Raw genomic sequence first — 19,970 nt, 5'->3', positions numbered from 1 at the left:
GCTGGCCGGGTGGCCCGGGCTCGTGGCGGCGGTGGCCGTGGCCGCGGCGTCGGCCGTCGTCCGGCGTCCGGCCGGGTCGCCGCCCCCGCTGCTGGTGGCGACCGGCGTCCTGCTCGTCGGGTGGTGCGCCTGGGCCCCGTGGCCCGACGCGCTCGCGACCAACCGCGGCGCCGCCGGGCAGGTGCTGGTGGTCGCGGTGCTGGCGGCTGCGCTCAGCCCGGGACGGCGGAGCGCTCGACCTGGTCGGCCACCTCGGACCGCGGCCCGTCGCGACGACGCACCCGCTCCAGCAGCGGCTGCTCCAGCAGGTACCAGCTGATCGAGGCGACCAACACGCTGATCACGAGCGTCAGCAGCCACGAGACCCAGAAGCCGCCGGCGAAGATGCCGCGGTCGAGCACCTGCCGCACCACGTAGAGCACCGGCAGGTGCCACAGGAACAGGCCGTAGCTGATGGTCCCGAGCCAGCGCATCGGGCCCGACCCCAGCCAGCGGGTGAAGCCGTCGGTGGCGCCGAGCACGCACGGCGCGATCACGAGCGTCGCGATCACCGTGTAGCCGACGTGCTTGAGCAGGTCCTCGGACGCCGACGCGAACCGCAGGTCGTACGGGCCAGCCAGGCGGGTCGTCACCAGCCACAGCAGCAGCAGCGCGCCGAGGCGCAGCGGCGTGGTCGCCGCGCGCACGACCTCGGCCACCGCGACGAACCGCGGGTCGCCGTCCAGGCTGCGCCGGCGGACGACGGCGAGCAGCATGCCGGCCGCGAACCAGTCGAGCGTGGCCGGCAGCCACTGCAGCCCGGCGTACGGCAGCCCGAGCACCCCGTGGATCGCCACCAGCCGCCAGGCCCAGGCCAGCACCAGCACGAGCCCGAGCAGCACCAGCTCGCGGCCGGCGTCACGCCGGCCGTCGCGCCGGGCCAGCCGGGAGACGAGCAGCGCCAGCAGCGGCAGCGCGACGTAGAAGGCCATCTCGGTCGACAGGCTCCACAGGTGGTTCAGGCCCGGCACCTGCCACTCGGCCTTCCAGGTCTGCACCATCAGCAGGTTGGCCAGCCAGTGCCCGGCCGGGGCGCGGCGGGCGCCGTCGACGAGCATCAGGGTCGTGGGCAGCACCACGAGCCACGCCGGCACGATCCGGGTGACCCGGTGCAGGGCGTAGCGCCGGACGTCGGGAGCCGGGGTGCCGCCGTAGCCGGCGCGCACGTGCGGCGTGTAGAGCAGGAACCCGCTGAGCACGAAGAAGAACGCGACGCCGATGTCGAACCGGCTCAGCAGCCCGGGCAGCACGTGGCCGCCGGTGGCGCCGGACAGGAACCCGACGTGCGTCGTCATCACGGCGAGCACCGCGATCGCGCGCACGCCGTCGAGCGAGCCGAGGTGCTGCTTCATGACCCGGTCCTCGGGGCCACCACCTGCACCTGCGGGACGCAGACGTGCTGGGACGACGGGTGCACGCGCACCGCGCCGACGTCCGCGCCGAACGGCACCGGCACCAGGAGCGTGTGCGGGCCCGGGTCGAGGGTGGCCGGCACCAGCGCCGACGCCGGGTGCACGCCGCCGTCGCCGGAGACGACGTCGAGCTGCAGCGTCGTGGGCGACAGGGTCAGCACCTGCACGCTCAGCAGCATGCCGCGGTAGTAGGGCACGCGGTCGCGCAGCGAGATCGTCACCGGCTCGGCCGGGGCGGCGGGCACGGACGTGCCGCAGTAGCCCGAGCTCGGCGGCGAGCTCGCCCCGAGCGTCTGCGGCCGGGCCGTGGAGACCGCGCCGGTCGGACCGACCTGCAGAACCGGTCCGTCGGCGAGCGAGGTCTGCAGGCCAGGGTGGCTGAGCAGCACCAAGTCGGTGGTGGTCAGCTCGTCCTCGAACCAGCCCGGGATGACGTCGTCCGGCACGGGCGTGGGCATCACGACCGCCGGGGGAGAAGCGGGGAACCGTGCGACCCGGTCGAGGCCGGCGTCCAGCGCGGACAGGTACGCGGGGCTGGCGTTGGTGTGCCACTGGCGGGCGAAGCCGTTCCACGACACGACCGAGGCGACGGCCACGGCGACGAGCACCACGGCCGTGGCCGTGCGGTTCGGCGGGCGGGAACGACGGGCGGCCGAGCGGGCGCCGGACGTCGCCGGGCGCAGCCCGAGCACGCCGACGGCCGCGGCGACCAGCAGCGCGATCGCGCAGTCGCTGTACAGCCGCAGGTCGTCGCCCGTGGCCGGACCGAAGCCCGCGTACCGGCCGACGAACACCATGGCGAGCACCGGCAGGACGTACGCCAGCGCGACGAGCGCCGGCCCGGCGACCCGGGCGCGCCAGCCGCCGCGCCGCGCGGCCAGCAGCGCGCCGAGCAGCACGACGACCCAGGCCCCGACGACGAACGCGGGCCGCGCACCCCCCACCGAGAACGCCGGTCCGCTGTCGCGCCAGGCCAGGGGACCACCGAGCAGGGCCGGGACGACGCCGGTGACGACGGCCCGCCACACCAGTCGCCCGGCGTCGGCGACCGTCAGCCCGACGGTGTGCCCGCCGTCGTAGTCGCCGCGCCCGTAGACCGCGAGGTACCCGGCCGACAGCAGCCCCAGCGCGACCGCGAGCGGGACGGCGAACCGCACCCGCCGGCGCAGCGGGCGGCCCGTGGGCAGCAGGACGACGGTGGCCACGGCGACGGCGGCCGCGGCCAGCGCGCGCTCGGAGAAGAGCAGCCCCACCGCGACCGGCAGCACGACCAGCAGCAGCCGCCGGGTGCCGGGGTCGCGCGCGAACCGCACGGCGGCGAGGACCGCGAGCAGCGCGCAGACCAGGACGCTGCCGGTGGTCAGCACCTGGCGGAACCAGGCCGTCATCGGCACCAGCGCCGGGGTGAGCAGGCCGAGGGCGAGCACCACGACCGCGCCGGGCCGTGGGCCGACGAGCTCGCGCAGCAGCAGCCAGAGCGCCGCGCCGAGCGCGACGTGCAGCGCCAGGGTCAGCACCGTGGCCGGCCACTGCTGCAGCGGCCAGTACGTCGCCTGCAGCCAGTCGACGAGCCGGGCGCCGGGGGCGAGGTGGGTGCCGTTGGACTCGACGACGAACGGCCACAGCGACCGCCCGCGCGCGTACGCCTGCGCCCGCAGGTCGTCGAGGTAGAGCCCGCCGCCGACGACCAGCCACGCGACGGGAACCAGGTGCACCAGCACCACGCCGACAGCGGCACGGTCAGAACCGGTGAGCCGGCCGAGCCAGCCCGCCGCGGCGGACCGCATGGCCGCCCAGTCCAGCGCGGTGCCGTCGTCCGGCGCGGTCGACGGCACGTCGGTGCTGCTGGTCGTTCCGGTCGGCACGGGCGGTCCTCGGCGGCGTCGGGAGGCGTTGGGAGGCGTTGGGGCGGAGGGCAGAAGGGACGAACCGGCACCGTGGCGCGACGCGCGCGCGTTCCGTCCCCAGATGCGCCTCGACGAAGCCTACTCGCTGGTAGTGTCCGCGCAGCAGATTCGCGACAGGGAGGTCGTATGCGCCGGGTTCTCGGCTTCGTCATCGCCACGATCGGGGTGGCAGTCCTCGTCATCGGGGCGCTCGCACGTCCGGTGCTGTACGACCGTCTCGCGACGGTCAAGCTCGACCAGAAGTCCACGTCGGTGTCCGAGGGCAGCGGCATGTCGGCCCTGCGGGCGTCGGCCGACGGCGTCGAGGTGCTCCGCGACGTCCAGCTGCGCAGCACCCGCCAGGTGCGCGGCATCCCCGGCAAGGTCAACGGCAAGGACGGCCAGGCGTTCTGGCAGACCGGCGTGACCTCCGAGGCCGTGGGTATCGGGCAGCTGAGCTTCAGCCAGGAGGGCGTGTCCTTCAACCGCAAGACCGCCGAGGCCTCGAACTGCTGCGGCGACTTCGTGTCGACCGGCGACCTCGACAACCCGAGCGCGACCGAGCCGGTCACGCACGAGGGGTTGTTCTTCAAGTTCCCGTTCGACGTGCAGAAGAAGACGTACAAGTTCTGGGACGGCGACCTCGACCGCGCCGAGCCGATCAACTACGTCAGCACCGAGAAGCTCGACGGCGTCACGGTCTACAAGTTCGAGCAGAAGCTCGGCCCGGAGCCGGTGGGCGAGCCGCGCACCGCGCTGCCCGGCAGCCTGTTCGGCACCGACCAGCCGGTCGACGCGCAGCTGGTCTACGAGAACATCCGGACGCTGTGGATCGAGCCCAACACCGGCGTGATCATCAAGGGCCAGGAGCAGCAGAACAAGCGGCTCGAGGCCGCGGGCCTGCCCGCCGCACCGGTGACGGTCGGCACCATCGGCTACTCCGACGCGACGGTGAAGAAGAACGCCGAGGACTGGGGCACCAAGGGCTCGCTGCTCAAGGCGCTGCGCACGACGGTCCCCGTCGGCGGCATCGTCATCGGGCTGGTGCTCCTGCTGCTGGGGCTGTTCCTGATCCTGGGCGGTCGGCGCCGCGACGGCGACGACGGGGCGGCCCACCGCGGGCAGCCGGTCGCCGCAGGCGTCTGACCGCACGCACCTGACGAGGGGCCGGGAGCAGCTGCTCCCGGCCCCTCGTCGTGCCGTCAGCCCTTGCGGCTGACGAAGACCGCGGTGCCGGGCACCAGCCGGCCGCGCAGCGGGCTCCACCCGCCCCAGGTCTGGTCGTGGCCGTCGGGCCACTCCGGCTCGACCACGTCCTCGAGCACGAACCCCGCCGCGACGAGCTCGCGCACCCGGTCGCCCAGCGTGCGGTGGTGCTCGACGTAGGTAGCGCGTCCGTCGACGCCCTCCTCGACGTAGGGCGTGCGGTCGAAGTACGACGTCCGGACGACGAGCCCGGCCTCGCCCGGGTCGTCGGGCAGGGCCCAGCGCACCGGGTGCGACGTCGAGAACACCCACCGGCCGCCGGGGCGCAGCACCCGGGCCACCTCGCGCATCAGCCCGGCGCTGTCGGCCACGAACGGGACCGCGCCGTAGGCCGAGCAGGCCAGGTCGACGCTCTCGCCGGCGAGCGGCAGGGCGCAGGCGTCGGCCTGCACCGCCGGCACGCGGGTGGCCCGGTCGATGGCCACGCCCTGGCGCAGCATCGCGCCGGACAGGTCGCTGGCCACGACGCGGGCGCCCTGGCGGGCCAGCCACCGCGAGCACTGCGCCGCGCCGGCGCCGATCTCGAGCACCCGACGTCCGGCGACCGGGCCGAGCAGGCCGGCGTCGGCCTCGTCCAGGCCCTCGGGGCCCCAGACGAAGCGGTCGTCGCCGAGGAACGCGCCGTGCTCGCGGTAGTAGTCGGCCGCCTCGGCGTCCCACCAGCGCTGGTTCGCGGCCGCGCTCTCGCGCTGGTCGGCAGGACGACGCGTCACGTCGTCGACGGGCTCGTGCGGCACCCCACCATCCTGCCGAGTCACGCAGCGTCACCGTCCCGGCGGCATGACCCGGGTCACAGCACCCGTTCCGCCCAACGCCTGCCCGTCCCGGTGATTCTGTGTCACCATCTGGCCGGGTCGCAGCGCTGCTCGACCGCACGTCAGCACAGATCGTGACCGGGGGAAGACCAGCATGACGACCCAGCCGATGACCCGCGCCCAGGCGCGCTCGCGTCACCGCGCCCGCCGTTCCCGCCACCGCGGCCGCACGTTCGGGCTGCTCGTGACCCTGCTGGTCGTGGCCCTGGGCACGACCGGGCTGGCCTTCTGGGGCTACCAGGCGCGCGGCGCCGCCTCGTGCTCCGGCAGCCCGGTCCTGCTGCGCGTCGTCACCTCGCCGTCGGTGCTCGACGCCGTGACCCGGGAGGCCGGCGCCTTCCAGCGCACAAGGCCGCAGGTCGGCGACGCCTGCGTGAGCGTGGAGGTGACCGCCCGCGACGTCGCGGACGTCGAGACCGCCCTGGTGCAGGCGGCCGAGCAGCGGCGCGACCCCGGCTTCGACGTCTGGGTGCCCGAGTCGGCCACCTGGGCCAAGGTGCTCTCGCGCCGGCCCGAGGTCGACCGGCTGCTGCCCGACGTCTTCTCGGTGGTGGCGAGCTCCCCGGTCGTCGCGGCCGTCCCCGAGCCGATGGCGCGCGCGATCGGCTGGCCGGCCCGCGGCGCCGAGCTCGACCAGCTGGTCGGCCTCGCGCAGGACCCCCGCGGCTGGGGGGTGTTCGGCCACCCCGAGTGGGGCCGGGTGCGCGTGGGCTGGCAGGCGCCCCAGACGTCGTCCGCCGGGCTCGACGGCCTGATGACGCTGTTCGCCCGGCTCGACACCGGCCAGTCCAGCGCCGCGCAGCTGCGCGGCGGCATGCTTCGAGTGCAGAACGCGCTCGACGACCTCTCGATCGACGAGCACCGGGCGCTCGCGCCGCTGGCGGACCCGACGCTGTCGACGCAGGACGCGCTGAAGCGCTCGACCATCACGCCGTCCACCGAGCGCGAGGTGCGCGCCTTCAACGCCACCGGCCCGCGCGTGCGGCTGGCCGCGGTGACCGTCGGTGTGAGCGGCGCGGCGTCCAAGGTCGGATACCTGCCGCTGTACGGCACGACGCTCGACCGGGCCCGGGCCATGACCGCCGCCGAGGCCTTCCGCGTGTACCTGACCTCCGCCGAGGGCAGCACCGCGTTCGCGGACGCGGGGTGGCGCGTGCCGTCGGCGGCCGCGGGCAGCGCGGCCGGTCCGGCGACGGTGGGCGTCGGCGCCGCGGCCCGCGAGGTGCCGGTGCCGCGGCTCGAGCTGTCGCAGCCGACGCTGGCCTCCATCAACCGGGCGCTGCAGTCCTGGTCGGCGCTCGAGCGGCGGGGCTCGGTGCTGCTCGCGGTCGACGTGTCGGGTTCGATGAAGCAGCAGGTGCCCAAGCTCGGCCTGAGCCGGCTGCAGCTGGCGCAGCAGGCGCTGCGCGCCGCGGTCACCTCGTTCTCCGACCGCTCGTCGATCGGGCTGTGGGCCTTCTCCCGACGGCTGGACGGCGCGAGCGACCACCAGGTCGTCGTGCCGCTCGGCACGGCGTCGGACGCGGTGGGCGGGGCCACGCGGCGCGAGGCCGTGCTGGCCGGCATCTCCGGCCTGACCGCGCGCGGCGACACCGGGCTCTACGACACGACGCTCGCCGCCGTGCGCGCGATGCGCCACCAGTGGCGACCCGACACCGACGTCGTCGTCGTGCTGAGCGACGGCCGCAACGACGACCCCGGCAGCATCTCGTTGCGCAACCTGCTGGCGACGTTGAAGAAGGAGCAGGACGCCGACCGCCCGGTCCGCGTCTTCACCATCGCGTACGGCCAGCAGGCCGACGCGACCTCGCTGGCCGCGATCGCCCGCGCCACCGGGGGTGAGAGCTTCACCGCCCGCAGCCCCGCCGACATCGAGCAGGTGCTGCTGGCCAGCCTCACCAGCTGAGCGGGCGACACGCGCGTCCGTCCGCGCGGTGAGGGGCCCGGCGGTGCGTCATCATGTGCGGATGCCGTCGTCCGACCCGTTGCGCCTGGCCGCCAAGGTGCTGCACGACCCGCAGCGCGCGAGCGGGGGTCACAGCGGCGAGACGTTCACCGGGATGTGGTTCCGCGAGCGGGCGTACATCCGCCTGTACGTCGACCAGCCGCAGCGCGCCGTCGTCGACCTCGCCGTGATGCGGCGGGTGTCGGGTCTGGTGCCGCTGCCGAAGGTCCTGGCCGCCGAGCCGCGCGGGCTCGCCGGCCTGCCGCCGTACATCGTGACCGCCGGCGTCGAGGGCCAGCGGGCCGACCTGCTGCTCGACCGCGGGCTGCCGCTGCCGGCGTCCAACGCCCTCGGCCGCCAGTGCGCGCGGCTGGTGTCGCGGCTGCGCACCGTTCGGCTGGACGAGCACGGCCCGCTGCTGGACTCCGACCTGCACGTGGGGGAGTGGCCGGCGTACCAGCAGTCGGTGCAGGCGTGGTTCGAGCACCTCGAGCCCGGGCTGGCGGCGGCCGGGCTGGGACGCCGCAGCACCCCGGGGCTGCGGCCGACGGTGCTCGCGGCCTCGCAGCGGCTGGCGATGGGCGAGGTGCGTCCCGCCTCGCTCGTGCACGGCGACCTGAACGGCAAGAACCTGCTGATCGACCCCAACACCGGCCGGCTGCGCGCCGTCCTGGACTGGGAGCACGCGCACGGCGGCGACTGGGCCGAGGACGTCGGCAACCTGCTGCGCGGTGCCGACCACGGCGTCGGTGCGGGCGGCCCCGGCGTCGCGTCCTGGACGGCGTTCCGGCGCGGGCTCGTCGACGCGCTGCACGCCGGGCTGTACGAGGACGGCACCAGCTCGACGGCGTCCTCGCACGACGACGACTGGCTCGGGCGGGCGGCCGACCTGGACCTGTTCTCGCTGCTCGACCTGGCCGCGCGCCCCGAGCGCGGGGCCGCCGCGCCGCCGCCGGTGGAGCTGGCGCGAGGGGCGCTGCGAGCACGGGCGCACGCCCGGGGGCCGCGTTGACCGGTGGTGGACCGGCTCGATAGGCTGGTACGTCGCACACGTGTGCGACCAAACCCATTTTTCTGTCCACGACGACTTCCTGTCCGCATCGGAGCCCCCACTACATGACTGCCAGCACCGCCGAGCAGACCAAGACCACCCCCCAGGTGGCGGTCAACGACATCGGTTCGGCCGAGGACTTCCTCGCCGCCATCGACGAGACCATCAAGTACTTCAACGACGGCGACATCGTCGAAGGGGTCATCGTCAAGGTCGACCGGGACGAGGTCCTGCTCGACATCGGCTACAAGACCGAGGGCGTCATCCCCTCGCGAGAGCTCTCCATCAAGCACGACGTCGACCCCAACGAGGTCGTCTCCGTCGGTGACGACGTCGAGGCGCTCGTCCTCCAGAAGGAGGACAAGGAGGGTCGTCTCATCCTGTCCAAGAAGCGCGCGCAGTACGAGCGCGCCTGGGGCACGATCGAGAAGGTCAAGGAGGAGGACGGCATCGTCACCGGCACGGTGATCGAGGTCGTCAAGGGCGGTCTGATCCTCGACATCGGCCTGCGCGGCTTCCTGCCCGCGTCGCTGGTCGAGATGCGCCGCGTGCGCGACCTGCAGCCGTACGTCGGCAAGGAGCTCGAGGCCAAGATCATCGAGCTCGACAAGAACCGCAACAACGTCGTCCTGTCGCGCCGCGCGTGGCTCGAGCAGACCCAGTCCGAGGTGCGCCAGACCTTCCTGCAGACGCTGCAGAAGGGCCAGGTCCGCTCGGGCGTCGTCTCCTCGATCGTCAACTTCGGCGCGTTCGTCGACCTCGGCGGGGTCGACGGCCTGGTGCACGTCTCCGAGCTGTCCTGGAAGCACATCGACCACCCGAGCGAGGTCGTCGAGGTGGGCCAGGAGGTCACCGTCGAGGTGCTCGACGTCGACATGGACCGCGAGCGCGTCTCGCTGTCGCTCAAGGCGACGCAGGAGGACCCCTGGCAGCAGTTCGCGCGCACGCACGCGATCGGCCAGGTCGTCCCGGGCAAGGTCACCAAGCTCGTCCCGTTCGGCGCGTTCGTCCGCGTCGACGAGGGCATCGAGGGCCTGGTGCACATCTCCGAGCTGGCCGAGCGCCACGTCGAGATCCCCGAGCAGGTCGTGCAGGTCGGCGACTCGATCTTCGTCAAGGTCATCGACATCGACCTCGAGCGCCGGCGCATCTCGCTGTCGCTCAAGCAGGCGAACGACGGCACCGCGGCGCAGGTCACCGAGTTCGACCCGACGCTGTACGGCATGGCCGCCGAGTACGACGACCAGGGCAACTACAAGTACCCCGAGGGCTTCGACCCCGAGACCAACGAGTGGCTCGAGGGCTACGAGTCGCAGCGCGAGGTCTGGGAGAAGCAGTACGCCGAGGCCCACTCCCGCTGGGAGGCGCACAAGACGCAGATCGAGGAGGCGGCCAAGGCCGACTCCGAGGCCCGCGCCGAGGGCGACGCCCCGACGTCCTACTCCTCGGAGTCCGGCTCCGGCTCCGAGAGCAGCGCCGCTGCTGCCACGCCGGCCGACGCCGCCCAGGCGTCGGGCGAGGGCACGCTGGCCTCCGACGAGGCTCTGGCCGCCCTGCGCGAGAAGCTCACCGGCGCCTGATCCACCGCGCCTCGCCGAGGGCCCCGCACCGACCTGGTGCGGGGCCCTCGGTGCGTCCGGAGGTCCCGGATAGGGTCGGCCCGTGCTGAGGATCGGGCTCACCGGTGGGATCGGGGCGGGCAAGTCGACGGTGGCCGCCGCGCTGCGCGACCTGGGCGCCGTGGTGGTGGACGCCGACGCGCTGGCTCGCGAGGTCGTCGCGCCGGGCACGCCCGGGCTGGCAGCCGTCGTCCAGGAGTTCGGCGAGCAGGTGCTGGCGGACGACGGGTCCCTCGACCGCGCGGCCCTGGGGGCGCTGGTGTTCGCCGACCCGGACCGTCGCCGGGCGCTCGAGGCGATCACGCACCCGCTGGTGGCCGGGCGCACCGGCGAGCTGGTCGCGGCGGCGCCCGAGGACGCGGTCGTCGTCCACGACGTGCCGCTGGTCGTCGAGAAGCACATGGGCGCGCTGTACCACCTGGTGCTGGTCGTCGCCGCGCCCGAGGACGTGCGGGTCGAGCGGCTGGTGCGCACCCGGGGGATGTCCGAGGACGACGCGCGGGCCCGGCTGCGAGCGCAGGCCACCGACGAGCAGCGCCGCGCGGCCGCGGACGTCTGGCTCGACAACGACCGCCCGGTCGCCGTCGTCGCGGCCGACCTCGCTCGGCTGTGGCACGAGCGGCTGGTGCCGTTCGAGCAGAACGTGCGCTCCGGACGCCGGGCGGCGCGGTCGAGCGCCGCCGAGCTGGTGCCCTACGACGGCACCTGGCCCGCGCAGGCGGCCCGGCTGGCCGCGCGCGTCGACCTGGCCGCCGGGGCCTTCGGTCGCGGCACCGCGCACGTCGGGTCGACGTCCGTGCCGGGGCTGGCGGCCAAGGACGTCGTCGACCTGCAGCTAGGTGTGGCCTCGTTCGCGGACGCCGAGGCGGTGACCGCAGCGCTGGGCTCGGCTGGCTTCCCCCTGGTGCGGGGCGTTGGCACCGACACGCCGCAACGAGAAATGGAAGGCGGCGCCGCACCGGACGCCTGGGCCAAGCGGTTCCACGCGTCCGCCGATCCTGGCCGCCCGGCGCACCTGCACGTCCGGGTGGTCGGCAGCCCGGGCTGGCGCACCGCGCTGCTGCTGCGCGACTGGTGGCGGGCCGTGCCCGAGGAACGGGCCGCGTACGCGGCGCTCAAGCAGGACCTGGCGCAGCGCTCGGCCACCCGCGAGCAGTACCAGGACGCGAAGGAGCCGGCGTTCGGGGCGGCGCTGCAGCGGGCCCTGGCCTGGGCCGCCACCACCGGCTGGTCGCCGCCCGCGACCTGACGCCGGTCGCCCGCTGTCGGTGGGCCGACATACCGTGGACCCATGAGACCGAAGACCGACCTGCAGCGCCGTGTGGCCCCCTTCGAGGTCGTGTCCGAGTTCACCCCCTCCGGCGACCAGCCCACGGCCATCGCCGACCTCAAGCGCCGGGTCGAGTCCGGCGAGCAGGACGTCGTGCTGCTGGGCGCCACCGGCACCGGCAAGTCCGCGACCACGGCCTGGCTGGTCGAGCAGGTGCAGCGGCCGACGCTGGTGATGGCGCCCAACAAGACGCTCGCCGCCCAGCTGGCCAACGAGTTCCGCGAGCTGCTGCCGCACAACGCCGTCGAGTACTTCGTCTCGTATTACGACTACTACCAGCCCGAGGCGTACATCGCGCAGACGGACACCTACATCGAGAAGGACTCGTCGATCAACGACGAGGTCGAGCGGCTGCGGCACTCGGCCACCAACTCCCTGCTCACCCGTCGCGACGTCATCGTGGTGGCGTCGGTGTCGTGCATCTACGGCCTCGGCACGCCGCAGGAGTACGTCGACCGCATGGCACGCCTCAAGGTCGGCGACAGCATCGAGCGCGACCAGCTGCTGCGCCGCTTCGTGCAGATGCAGTACACCCGCAACGACCTGGCCTTCACCCGCGGCACCTTCCGGGTGCGCGGCGACACGGTCGAGATCATCCCGGTGTACGAGGAGCTCGCGATCCGGATCGAGTTCTTCGGCGACGAGATCGAGCGGATCTACACGCTGCACCCGCTCACCGGCGAGATCGTGCACGAGGAGCAGGAGATGTACGTCTTCCCGGCGACGCACTACGTCGCCGGCCCCGAGCGCATGGAGCGCGCCATCGGCAGCATCGAGGCCGAGCTCGAGCAGCGGCTGGCCGAGCTCGAGCGTCAGGGCAAGCTGCTCGAGGCCCAGCGCCTGCGCATGCGCACCACGTACGACATCGAGATGATGCGGCAGGTCGGCTCGTGCTCCGGCATCGAGAACTACAGCCGCCACATCGACGGCCGCAGCGCCGGCAGCGCGCCCAACACGCTGCTCGACTACTTCCCCGAGGACTTCCTGCTCGTCATCGACGAGTCGCACGTCACGGTGCCGCAGATCGGCGCGATGTTCGAGGGCGACATGTCGCGCAAGCGCGCGCTGGTCGACCACGGCTTCCGGCTGCCCAGCGCGATGGACAACCGTCCGCTGCGGTGGGAGGAGTTCCTCGAGCGGATCGGCCAGACCGTCTACCTGTCGGCGACCCCCGGCGACTACGAGCTGGCCAAGGGCGACGGCGTCGTCGAGCAGATCATCCGTCCGACCGGCCTGGTCGACCCCGAGGTCGTGCTCAAGCCGACCAAGGGCCAGATCGACGACCTGCTGCACGAGATCCGCGAGCGCGCGGCGCGCGACGAGCGCGTGCTGGTCACGACGCTGACCAAGAAGATGGCCGAGGACCTCACCGACTACCTGCTCGAGCAGGGCGTCCAGGTGCGCTACCTGCACTCCGAGGTCGACACGCTGCGCCGGGTCGAGCTGCTGCGCGAGCTGCGCCTCGGCGAGTTCGACGTCCTGGTCGGCATCAACCTGCTGCGCGAGGGCCTCGACCTGCCCGAGGTGTCGCTGGTCAGCATCCTGGACGCCGACAAGGAGGGCTTCCTGCGCTCGTCCAAGTCGCTGATCCAGACCATCGGCCGCGCGGCCCGCAACGTGTCCGGCCAGGTGCACATGTACGCCGACACCATCACGCCCTCGATGCAGCAGGCCATCGACGAGACCAACCGGCGCCGGGCCAAGCAGGTGGCCTACAACACCGAGCGCGGGGTCGACCCCACGCCGCTGCGCAAGAAGATCGCCGACATCACCGACCTGATCAGCAAGGAGGACGCCGACACCGCGGAGCTGCTCGGCGGCTCCGGCCGCAACCAGTCGCGCGGCAAGGCCCCCGTCCCGGGTCTCGGCTCGCGCGGGCAGCAGTCCGAGGGCCACCGGCTCGCGACGCTGCCGGCGGCCGACCTGGCCGACCTGATCCAGCAGCTGTCCGACCAGATGCACTCGGCCGCCGCCGAGCTGCAGTTCGAGCTCGCGGCTCGCCTGCGCGACGAGATCGGCGACCTGAAGAAGGAGCTGCGGGCGATGCAGGGCGCCGGGCAGGCCTGACGGCGCGCCGCTACCGTCGCAGGATGGCGGGCACGGCGCGGGTGGGGATCTCGGGCTGGACGTACGCGCCCTGGCGCGGCGACTTCTACCCGAAGGGCCTGCCGCACCGGCGTGAGCTCGAGCACGCCGCGTCGAAGCTGCGCACCATCGAGGTCAACGGCACCTTCTACGCCCTGCAGCAACCGGCCAGCTTCGCCTCCTGGCGCCGGCAGGTCCCGGAGGGCTTCGTGTTCTCGGTCAAGGGCCCACGCTTCATCACCCACATGAAGCGGCTGCGCGACGTCCGCGTCCCGTTGGCCAACTTCTACGCCAGCGGCCCGCTCGCCCTCGGCGACGCGCTCGGCCCGTCGCTGTGGCAGCTGCCGGCGACCTTCCCGTTCGACGGCGAGGTCGTCGATGCCTTCTTGTCGTTGCTGCCGAGGACGACCGCGGCCGCGGCGGCGCTGGCAGCCGAACACGACCAGCGGGTGGCGGAGGCGTTCCTGGACGCGGGTGTCGACCGACCGTTGCGGCACGCCCTCGAGGCCCGGCACGCGAGCTTCGGCGAGCCCGCTGCCCTGGGGCTGCTCGAGCGGCACGGGGTCGCCGCCGTGGTCGCCGACACCGCACGGACCTGGCCCACGATCGAGGCCGTGACCGCGGACTTCGTCTACGCGCGCTTGCACGGGGACGTCGAGCTGTACGCCAGCGGGTACTCGTCGTCCGCCCTCGACGCCTGGGCCGACAAGGTGCGCGGCTGGACCGAGACCGGCCTGGACGCCTACGTGTACTTCGACAACGACGCCAAGGGCTTTGCGCCGCACGACGCGATCGGTCTCGCGATGCGGCTGGGTGCGGGCCCGGGGCCGGACGACCGGTAGGCTGTTCCCGTACGACGGAGGGGAGTATCCCCTGGCGGCGTCCTCGTCATCACGGTCCGGTGCAGCGCACCGACCCGGGGAGCCGGCCCACCACGGGTGGGAGAGACCTCCGGCAGCAGCACGGCGCGTCGTCCTGACGTCGCCGCGTCTCGACTGACCGGAGGAACCTGCACCGTGAACGTCCACACCTGGGTCTGGCTGGCCACCGTCGGCGTGGCCCTGGCCTTCCTGCTCGTCGACGTCTTCGTCATCGGCCGTCGTCCGCACGAGCCGTCGATGGGGGAGTCGGCCCGGCACCTGGCCTTCTTCGTCGGCGCCGCCGTGGTTTTCGGGCTCGGCGTGTGGTTCTTCTCCGGCGGGAAGTTCGCCGCCGAGTTCTACGCCGGGTGGCTGACCGAGTACAGCCTGTCGGTCGACAACCTGTTCATCTTCTTGATCATCATGGCCAAGTTCGCGGTGCCGCGGAAGCTGCAGCAGACCGCGCTGCTGATCGGCATCATCCTGGCGCTGGTGTTCCGCGGGATCTTCATCGGCGTCGGCGCCGCGGCGATCAACAACTTCAGCTGGATCTTCTACCTGTTCGGCGCCTTCCTGGTCTACACGGCGATCCACCTGGCGCGCGAGGGCCAGTCCGACGAGGACGACTACGACGAGAACGCCCTGATCCGCTGGACGCGCAACCACCTGCCGGCCACCGACGAGTACCACGGCGTGCGGCTGACCGTCGTCGAGAACGGCAAGCGCCTCATCACGCCGATGCTCATCGTTCTCATCGCCCTCGGCACCACCGACCTGCTGTTCGCGCTGGACTCGATCCCCGCGATCTACGGGCTCACCAAGGAGCCCTACCTGGTGCTGATGGCCAACATCTTCGCGCTGATGGGGCTGCGCCAGCTGTACTTCCTCATCGGCGGGCTGCTGCAGCGGCTGGTGTACCTCAGCCTCGGCTTGGCGTTCCTGCTGTTCTTCATCGGCGTCAAGCTCGTCCTGCACGCGCTGCACGAGAACGAGCTGCCGTTCGTCAACGGCGGCGAGCACGTCGGCTGGGCCCCGGACATCCCGATCTGGCTCTCGCTGGTCGTCATCGTCGGCACGCTCGTCGTGACGGCGGTGGCCAGCCTGGCCAAGACCCGGCGCGACCAGGTCCGCGCCGCCGGCTGAGGGGCTACCAGCCGCGCTCGCGCCACCCGGCGAGGTGCGGACGCTCGGCGCCGAGGGTGGAGTCGGCGCCGTGCCCCGGGTAGAACCACGTGTCGTCGGGCAGGACGTCGAACAGCCGCTGCTCGACGTCCGCGATCAACGAGGTGAAGGCGGCGACGTCGCCGAAGGTGTTGCCGACGCCGCCGGGGAACAGCGAGTCGCCGGTGAACAGGTGCGGGGGACCGTCGGGGTCGCGGTAGAGAAGCGCCACCGACCCCGGCGTGTGGCCGCGCAGGTGCACGACCTCGAGCTCGACGTCGCCGAACGTGATCCGGTCGCCGTGCTCGAGCCGCTGCCCCACGGGCACCGGGAGCTCGTCGGCGTCGTCCGCGCCGGCGAGCACCCGCGCCCCGGTGTGCTCGACCACGTCGGCGAGCGCGCGGTGGTGGTCCCAGTGCCGGTGGGTGGTCACAACGGCGTCCAGCCAGCCGGTGCCCTCGTCGACCAGGGCGCGCACGCGCTCAGGCTCGTCGGCGGCGTCGACCAGCAGCTGCTCGCCGGTGTGCCGGCAGGTCAGCAGGTAGGCGTTGTTGTCCTGCTCGCTCACGCTGGCCTTGCGCACGACCAGGTGGGTCAGCTCGCGCACGTCGCTGGGGCCGCCGTGGACGACGTCGCCGGTGTAGCCGCTCGGTGCCACGGCGATCAGCCCCAGCTCGGCAGGGTCGGGAGCGGCTCGGCGTGCTCGAGCCCGTCGCCGTCGGACCGGCCGGTGAGCCAGGCCAGCACGGCGGACGCCGGGCCGCTCACCGCCACGGCGCCGTCGCCGACGACGAGCTGCTCGACGGCGCCGTCGGGGTAGGTGGCCGAGACGGTCGCGCCGGGCGTGGCCCGGGTCATCCGCGGCGGGCACTCGGCCAGCGCCGTCCGCAGAAGCTCGGCCGGGGCGTCGGCGAAGGTGAAGCCGGCGCCGAGGTCGACGTGGTGGTAGACGACCTCCCGCAGGCGCAGCCACAGCACGTCGCGCACCCGCATCGTCGGGCCGCGTCCGGACGGCACCTCGACGTCCAGACCGTCCTCGGGCACCGCCGCCAGGAGCGAGAGCAGGCGCTCGGCGCTGCTCTCGACGTCGGCCTCCAGGTCGGACGCCGATCGACCGGCTCCCGCCTCGATGGCGGCGTCGCGGGCCTCCTGCGAGGCGTACATGGGGGTGATCTCGCCGGTGACCGCGCTCGAGGCGACGTTCGACAGGCCGTCGGCGTTGCGGGCGACGTGGGTGAGCACGTGGCCCCGCGTCCAGCCGGGCAGGCCGGACGGCGCCCGGACGGCGTCGTCGTCCAGCGCCCGGGCCGTGCTCAGCAGGCGGTCGGTCTGCTCGCAGACCTGGGCCAGCAGCGGGTCGTCAGCGAAGGCCGTCATGGGGGCGAACCTACTCCGCGCGGCCGTTGTCGGTGGGGCCACCTAGCATGGTCGCGACCCGTCCCGGGCCGCCCCACGAGGCGCCCGGGGCCAGACCTCGACCCCTCGGGAGCGAGCCCACCGTGGCCGACAGCCTGATCGTGCGCGGCGCGCGCGAGCACAACCTCAAGGACGTCTCGCTCGACCTGCCGCGCGACGCCATGATCGTCTTCACCGGCCTGTCCGGCTCGGGCAAGTCATCGCTCGCGTTCGACACGATCTTCGCCGAGGGCCAGCGGCGCTACGTCGAGTCCCTGTCGGCCTACGCCCGCCAGTTCCTGGGCCAGATGGACAAGCCGGACGTCGACTTCATCGAGGGCCTGTCGCCCGCGGTCTCGATCGACCAGAAGTCCACCTCGCGCAACCCGCGCTCGACCGTCGGCACCATCACCGAGGTCTACGACTACCTGCGCCTGCTCTTCGCCCGGGCCGGTCGTCCGCACTGCCCGGTCTGCGGCGAGCCGGTCACCCGGCAGACGCCGCAGCAGATCGTCGACCGGCTGCTCGAGCTGCCCGAGGGCACGCGCTTCCAGGTGCTGGCGCCCGTGGTGCGTGCACGCAAGGGGGAGTACGCCGACCTGTTCCGCGAGCTGCAGTCCAAGGGCTTCTCGCGGGCCCGGGTCGACGGCGAGGTGGTCGGCCTGGCCGAGCCCCCGACGCTGGAGAAGAAGCTCAAGCACTCGATCGACGTCGTGGTCGACCGGCTGGTCGCCAAGGCCTCGGCCAAGCGCCGGCTCACCGACTCGGTCGAGACCGCGCTCGGCCTGGCCGGCGGCATCGTCGTGGTCGAGCTCGTCGACCTCGACGCCAAGGACCCGTCCCGCGAGCGGCGCTTCTCCGAGAAGATGGCCTGCCCCAACGACCACCCGCTGGCGATGGACGAGATCGAGCCTCGCTCGTTCTCCTTCAACAGCCCCTTCGGCGCGTGCCCCGAGTGCACGGGCCTCGGCACGCGGCTCGAGGTCGACCCCGAGCTGCTCGTGCCGGACGACGAGCTGACCCTCGCCGAGGGCGCCATCGCCCCGTGGACCCAGGGCTCGGCCGACTACTTCCAGCGCCTGGTCAAGGCGCTGGGCGACCAGCTCGGCTTCCGCGTCGACGTCCCGTGGCGGGCCCTGCCCGAGCGGGCGCGCGAGGCCCTGCTGCACGGCGAGAACTACGAGGTCCACGTCCGGTACCGCAACCGGTTCGGCCGCGAGCGCTCGTACACCACCGGCTTCGAGGGCGCGATCCCGTTCGTCCAGCGCCGGCACTCCGAGACCGACTCCGAGTGGAGCCGCGAGCGCTACGAGGGCTACATGCGCGAGGTGCCGTGCCCGGTGTGCGGCGGCGCGCGGCTCAAGCCCGAGTCCCTGGCCGTGCTGCTCGGCGGGCAGTCCATCTCGGCCGTCTGCAGCAAGCCGATCGCCGAATGCGCCGAGTTCCTCGGCACACTGACCCTCACGGCGCGCGAGAAGCAGATCGCCGAGCGGGTGCTCAAGGAGATCCAGGCGCGCCTCGGCTTCCTGCTGGACGTCGGGCTCGACTACCTCTCGCTCGACCGCGCGTCGGGCACCCTGTCCGGCGGCGAGGCGCAGCGGATCCGGCTCGCCACGCAGATCGGCTCCGGCCTCGTCGGCGTGCTCTACGTGCTGGACGAGCCGAGCATCGGGCTGCACCAGCGCGACAACCACCGGCTGATCGGCACCCTGACCCGGCTGCGCGACCTCGGCAACACGCTGATCGTCGTCGAGCACGACGAGGACACGATCCGTCAGGCCGACTGGGTCGTCGACATCGGCCCCGGCGCCGGAGAGCACGGCGGCCACGTCGTCCACTCGGGCTCGGTCAAGGGCCTGCTGACGCACAAGACCTCGATGACGGGGCAGTACCTCTCCGGCCGCCGCGAGATCGCGCTGCCGGCCGAGCGCCGCGCCGTCGACCCCGAGCGCCAGGTGCGTGTCGTCGGTGCGCGCGAGCACAACCTGCAGGGCATCGACGTCTCGTTCCCGGTCGGGTGCTTCGTCGCGGTCACCGGGGTGTCGGGGTCGGGCAAGTCCACCCTGGTCAACGACATCCTCTACAACGTCATGGCCAACAAGCTGAACGGCGCCCGCCACGTCCCCGGCCGGCACCGCACGGTGCAGGGCCTCGACCAGCTCGACAAGGTCGTGCACGTCGACCAGAGCCCGATCGGCCGCACGCCGCGCTCGAACCCCGCCACCTACACCGGGGTGTTCGACCACGTGCGCCGGCTGTTCGCCGAGACCACCGAGGCCAAGATCCGCGGCTATCTGCCCGGCCGGTTCTCGTTCAACGTCAAGGGCGGTCGCTGCGAGAACTGCGCCGGCGACGGCACGATCAAGATCGAGATGAACTTCCTGCCGGACGTCTACGTCCCGTGCGAGGTCTGCCACGGGGCGCGCTACAACCGCGAGACCCTCGAGGTGCACTTCAAGGGCAAGACGATCAGCGACGTCCTCGACATGCCGATCGAGGAGGCCGCGACGTTCTTCGCCGCCGTCCCCGCGATCAGCCGGCACCTGACGACGCTCGTCGACGTCGGCCTCGGCTACGTGCGGCTGGGGCAGCCCGCGACGACGCTGTCGGGCGGCGAGGCCCAGCGCGTCAAGCTCGCCAGCGAGCTGCAGAAGCGCTCGACCGGTCGCACGGTCTACGTGCTCGACGAGCCGACCACGGGTCTGCACTTCGAGGACATCCGCAAGCTGCTGCTCGTCCTGCAGGGCCTGGTCGACAAGGGCAACACCGTCATCGTCATCGAGCACAACCTCGACGTCATCAAGAGCGCCGACTGGCTCGTCGACATGGGTCCCGAGGGGGGCTCGGGCGGTGGGGTCGTCGTGGCCGAGGGCACGCCCGAGCAGGTCGCCGCGCACGCGTCGTCCTACACCGGGCAGTTCCTCGCGTCGGTGCTGGCCAACGGCCGGCACGTGCCGGTCAGCACCTCGCGGCCGGTGGCCGCGGCGCGTGCCGCCCGGGCGATGACGTCGACGCGGGGGACCGCTGCGAAGAAGGCCACCGCGAAGAAGGCCACCGCGAAGAAGGCCACGGCCACGAAGGCCACCGCGAAGAAGGCCACGGCCAC

Annotated in this window: 14 protein-coding genes; 9 read left to right on the top strand and 5 right to left on the bottom strand. The window is 73.0% G+C overall.

What is annotated here, in order from left to right; translation table 11 throughout:
- Positions 1–212 precede the first annotated feature (212 nt).
- Both ACYVJ4_RS10220 and ACYVJ4_RS10215 read right to left on the bottom strand, forming a co-directional pair.
- A complete protein-coding gene (locus ACYVJ4_RS10220; RefSeq protein ID WP_460460023.1) occupies positions 213–1,391 on the bottom strand; it encodes an acyltransferase family protein in 1,179 nt (392 codons plus the stop codon).
- Entirely contained in the window at positions 1,388–3,316 is a 1,929-nt protein-coding gene (locus ACYVJ4_RS10215) for a hypothetical protein (protein WP_460460022.1), read from the bottom strand. The genes ACYVJ4_RS10220 and ACYVJ4_RS10215 overlap by 4 nt, the downstream gene beginning before the upstream one ends.
- A gap of 168 nt (positions 3,317–3,484) precedes the next feature.
- On the opposite strand from ACYVJ4_RS10215, the gene ACYVJ4_RS10210 reads away from it, so the two are divergent.
- Positions 3,485–4,483 carry a PorA family protein gene (locus ACYVJ4_RS10210; protein WP_460460021.1) on the top strand — a complete coding sequence of 333 codons (999 nt, stop codon included), beginning with the start codon at positions 3,485–3,487 and terminating at the stop codon, positions 4,481–4,483.
- A gap of 56 nt (positions 4,484–4,539) precedes the next feature.
- Here ACYVJ4_RS10210 and ACYVJ4_RS10205 read toward each other — a convergent pair whose 3' ends face one another.
- Positions 4,540–5,340, bottom strand: a complete 801-nt coding sequence (locus ACYVJ4_RS10205; RefSeq protein ID WP_460460020.1) for a class I SAM-dependent methyltransferase — start codon at positions 5,338–5,340, stop codon at positions 4,540–4,542.
- A gap of 172 nt (positions 5,341–5,512) precedes the next feature.
- Between ACYVJ4_RS10205 and ACYVJ4_RS10200 the strand changes: the two genes are divergently transcribed.
- The 7 genes from ACYVJ4_RS10200 to ACYVJ4_RS10170 all read left to right on the top strand — a co-directional run bounded on the left by ACYVJ4_RS10200 (position 5,513) and on the right by ACYVJ4_RS10170 (position 15,451).
- Positions 5,513–7,324: a substrate-binding domain-containing protein gene (locus ACYVJ4_RS10200; protein WP_460460019.1), complete on the top strand. Its 1,812-nt coding sequence runs from the start codon at positions 5,513–5,515 to the stop codon at positions 7,322–7,324.
- A gap of 61 nt (positions 7,325–7,385) precedes the next feature.
- Entirely contained in the window at positions 7,386–8,375 is a 990-nt protein-coding gene (locus ACYVJ4_RS10195) for a phosphotransferase family protein (protein ID WP_460460018.1), read from the top strand.
- Positions 8,376–8,479: 104 nt separating this feature from the next.
- Positions 8,480–9,994 (top strand): 30S ribosomal protein S1, encoded by a 1,515-nt coding sequence (gene rpsA, locus ACYVJ4_RS10190; RefSeq protein WP_460460017.1) that lies wholly within the window; start codon positions 8,480–8,482, stop codon positions 9,992–9,994.
- 82 nt (positions 9,995–10,076) lie between these two features.
- Complete coding sequence (coaE, locus tag ACYVJ4_RS10185; RefSeq protein ID WP_460460016.1) at positions 10,077–11,282, top strand: dephospho-CoA kinase; 1,206 nt, start codon at positions 10,077–10,079, stop codon at positions 11,280–11,282.
- A 42-nt stretch (positions 11,283–11,324) separates the two neighbouring features.
- The gene (gene uvrB / locus ACYVJ4_RS10180; protein WP_460460015.1) at positions 11,325–13,430 is read left to right on the top strand and encodes an excinuclease ABC subunit UvrB; all 2,106 of its coding nucleotides are present in this window, start codon (positions 11,325–11,327) and stop codon (positions 13,428–13,430) included.
- Positions 13,431–13,453: 23 nt separating this feature from the next.
- Positions 13,454–14,290, top strand: coding sequence for a DUF72 domain-containing protein (locus ACYVJ4_RS10175; protein WP_460460014.1), 837 nt, complete (start codon positions 13,454–13,456; stop codon positions 14,288–14,290).
- Between the two features lie 174 nt (positions 14,291–14,464).
- Positions 14,465–15,451 (top strand): TerC family protein, encoded by a 987-nt coding sequence (locus tag ACYVJ4_RS10170; protein ID WP_460460013.1) that lies wholly within the window; start codon positions 14,465–14,467, stop codon positions 15,449–15,451.
- Positions 15,452–15,455: 4 nt separating this feature from the next.
- On the opposite strand, the gene ACYVJ4_RS10165 is transcribed toward ACYVJ4_RS10170, so the two are convergent.
- A complete protein-coding gene (locus ACYVJ4_RS10165; protein WP_460460024.1) occupies positions 15,456–16,133 on the bottom strand; it encodes an MBL fold metallo-hydrolase in 678 nt (225 codons plus the stop codon).
- On the bottom strand, positions 16,133–16,846 hold the full coding sequence (locus ACYVJ4_RS10160; RefSeq protein ID WP_460460012.1) for a maleylpyruvate isomerase family mycothiol-dependent enzyme: 714 nt from the start codon (positions 16,844–16,846) through the stop codon (positions 16,133–16,135). Before ACYVJ4_RS10160 ends, ACYVJ4_RS10165 begins: the two co-directional genes overlap by 1 nt.
- Positions 16,847–16,968: 122 nt before the next feature.
- Between ACYVJ4_RS10160 and uvrA the strand changes: the two genes are divergently transcribed.
- The coding region (uvrA, locus tag ACYVJ4_RS10155; RefSeq protein WP_460460011.1) for an excinuclease ABC subunit UvrA at positions 16,969–19,970 on the top strand (3,002 nt) is incomplete at its 3' end.

The organism is Angustibacter peucedani (genome assembly GCF_054779595.1).
This window is presented reverse-complemented; position numbering and strand designations above follow the sequence as displayed.

Coding starts and splice junctions, on each gene's coding strand:
- ACYVJ4_RS10160 (WP_460460012.1), bottom strand. CDS start 16,846: ATGACGGCCTTCGCTGACGACCCGCTGCTGGCCCAGGTCTGCGAGCAG.
- ACYVJ4_RS10210 (WP_460460021.1), top strand. CDS start 3,485: ATGCGCCGGGTTCTCGGCTTCGTCATCGCCACGATCGGGGTGGCAGTC.
- uvrB (WP_460460015.1), top strand. CDS start 11,325: ATGAGACCGAAGACCGACCTGCAGCGCCGTGTGGCCCCCTTCGAGGTC.
- rpsA (WP_460460017.1), top strand. CDS start 8,480: ATGACTGCCAGCACCGCCGAGCAGACCAAGACCACCCCCCAGGTGGCG.
- ACYVJ4_RS10220 (WP_460460023.1), bottom strand. CDS start 1,391: ATGAAGCAGCACCTCGGCTCGCTCGACGGCGTGCGCGCGATCGCGGTG.
- ACYVJ4_RS10175 (WP_460460014.1), top strand. CDS start 13,454: ATGGCGGGCACGGCGCGGGTGGGGATCTCGGGCTGGACGTACGCGCCC.
- ACYVJ4_RS10195 (WP_460460018.1), top strand. CDS start 7,386: ATGCCGTCGTCCGACCCGTTGCGCCTGGCCGCCAAGGTGCTGCACGAC.
- ACYVJ4_RS10200 (WP_460460019.1), top strand. CDS start 5,513: ATGACGACCCAGCCGATGACCCGCGCCCAGGCGCGCTCGCGTCACCGC.